Below are 1,930 nucleotides of genomic sequence, written 5' to 3'. Positions count from 1 at the left end.
CGTGGGAGGGGTCCCCCTCGTTGACCGTCCGCTGGACCAGCTGCGCCGCGAAGTCGCCCTGGTGACGCAGGAGCACCACGTCTTCGTGGGCTCGCTCGCCGACAATGTCCGCCTCGGCCGCGCGTCCGCCACCGCAGCTGAACTGGAGGAGGCGCTGAACGACGTCGGCGCGCTCGCCTGGGCGCTGGCCCTGCCCGAGGGGCTGGAGACCGAGGTGGGGTCGGGCGCCCTCGAGCTCACCCCGGCGCAGGCCCAGGAGCTCGCGCTCGCACGCCTGGTGCTCGCCGATCCCCACACGCTCGTCCTCGATGAGGCGACGTCGCTGATCGACCCGCGGGCCGCGCGGGATCTCGAGCGCTCGCTGAGCGCCGTGCTGGAGGGCCGCACGGTGGTCGCCATCGCGCACCGCCTCCACACCGCGCACGACGCCGACCGCGTGGCGGTGGTCGAGGGCGGCCGCATCACCGAGCTCGGCTCCCATGACGAGCTGATCGCGCTCGACGGCGCCTACGCGTCGCTGTGGCGTTCCTGGCGCAGCGAATAGGGAACTCGGGACCGCCGTGGCGGTGGTTGTACCGGGGGTCGTCTCAGTAGTCGTGTCAGTGGTCGTGTCAGTGGTCGTGGAACACGAGCGAGGAGTTGATCAGTTCAGCGATCACCTCGGCGTCGTGTGCCCTCCTCAGCGACTCGCGGAAGTTCTCCTTGAACAGGCTCCGCGCGATGGTCGCGAGGACCTCGAGGTGCTCGGAGAAGGACTGGGCCGGCGTCGCCATCAGCAGGACGAGCGTGGCGGGGCCGTCCATCGCGCCGAAGTCCAGGCTGTGGCCGTACTTGGCGACACCCACGGCGATGGACGTCCGGTTGACGTACTCGCTGCGCGCGTGCGGCAGGCCGACGCCTCCGGGGAGGCCCGTGGCCATCTGGTGTTCGCGGGAATGGACCTGCTCGAGGAAGGCGTCGAGGTCGAGGGCTGCCGTGTGGTCGGGCACGTCGGCTTTGGACCAGCTGCGCCGCGAAGTCGCCCTGGTGACGCAGGAGCACCACGTCTTCGTGGGCTCGCTCGCCGACAATGTCCGCCTCGGCCGCGCGTCCGCCACCGCAGCTGAACTGGAGGAGGCGCTGAACGACGTCGGCGCGCTCGCCTGGGCGCTGGCCCTGCCCGAGGGGCTGGAGACCGAGGTGGGGTCGGGCGCCCTCGAGCTCACCCCGGCGCAGGCCCAGGAGCTCGCGCTCGCACGCCTGGTGCTCGCCGATCCCCACACGCTCGTCCTCGATGAGGCGACGTCGCTGATCGACCCGCGGGCCGCGCGGGATCTCGAGCGCTCGCTGAGCGCCGTGCTGGAGGGCCGCACGGTGGTCGCCATCGCGCACCGCCTCCACACCGCGCACGACGCCGACCGCGTGGCGGTGGTCGAGGGCGGCCGCATCACCGAGCTCGGCTCCCATGACGAGCTGATCGCGCTCGACGGCGCCTACGCGTCGCTGTGGCGTTCCTGGCGCAGCGAATAGGGAACTCGGGACCGCCGTGGCGGTGGTTGTACCGGGGGTCGTCTCAGTAGTCGTGTCAGTGGTCGTGTCAGTGGTCGTGGAACACGAGCGAGGAGTTGATCAGTTCAGCGATCACCTCGGCGTCGTGTGCCCTCCTCAGCGACTCGCGGAAGTTCTCCTTGAACAGGCTCCGCGCGATGGTCGCGAGGACCTCGAGGTGCTCGGAGAAGGACTGGGCCGGCGTCGCCATCAGCAGGACGAGCGTGGCGGGGCCGTCCATCGCGCCGAAGTCCAGGCTGTGGCCGTACTTGGCGACACCCACGGCGATGGACGTCCGGTTGACGTACTCGCTGCGCGCGTGCGGCAGGCCGACGCCTCCGGGGAGGCCCGTGGCCATCTGGTGTTCGCGGGAATGGACCTGCTCGAGGAAGGCGTCGAGGTC

Annotated in this window: 3 protein-coding genes and 1 pseudogene; 2 read left to right on the top strand and 2 right to left on the bottom strand. The window is 70.9% G+C overall.

What is annotated here, in order from left to right; genetic code table 11:
* Window positions 1-544, top strand: a 544-nt coding sequence (locus Y705_RS17280) for an ATP-binding cassette domain-containing protein (protein WP_155849909.1), incomplete at its 5' end; no start/stop codon positions are given.
* Window positions 545-611: 67 nt separating this feature from the next.
* On the opposite strand, the gene Y705_RS17275 is transcribed toward Y705_RS17280, so the two are convergent.
* Entirely contained in the window at window positions 612-989 is a 378-nt protein-coding gene (locus Y705_RS17275; RefSeq protein WP_253908468.1) for a PTS sugar transporter subunit IIA, read from the bottom strand.
* 7 nt (window positions 990-996) lie between these two features.
* On the opposite strand from Y705_RS17275, the pseudogene Y705_RS0103950 reads away from it, so the two are divergent.
* Window positions 997-1,509: pseudogene (locus Y705_RS0103950) on the top strand (ATP-binding cassette domain-containing protein); the annotation flags it as partial.
* Between the two features lie 67 nt (window positions 1,510-1,576).
* Here Y705_RS0103950 and Y705_RS17270 read toward each other — a convergent pair.
* The coding region (locus Y705_RS17270) for a PTS sugar transporter subunit IIA (protein WP_049822242.1) at window positions 1,577-1,930 on the bottom strand (354 nt) is incomplete at its 5' end.

Origin of the sequence: Arthrobacter sp. H41 (assembly GCF_000520535.1) — a bacterium.
Lineage (GTDB): Bacteria > Actinomycetota > Actinomycetes > Actinomycetales > Micrococcaceae > Arthrobacter_D.
Note: the sequence above shows the minus strand (reverse complement) of the source record. Positions and strands in the feature narration are given on the sequence as shown.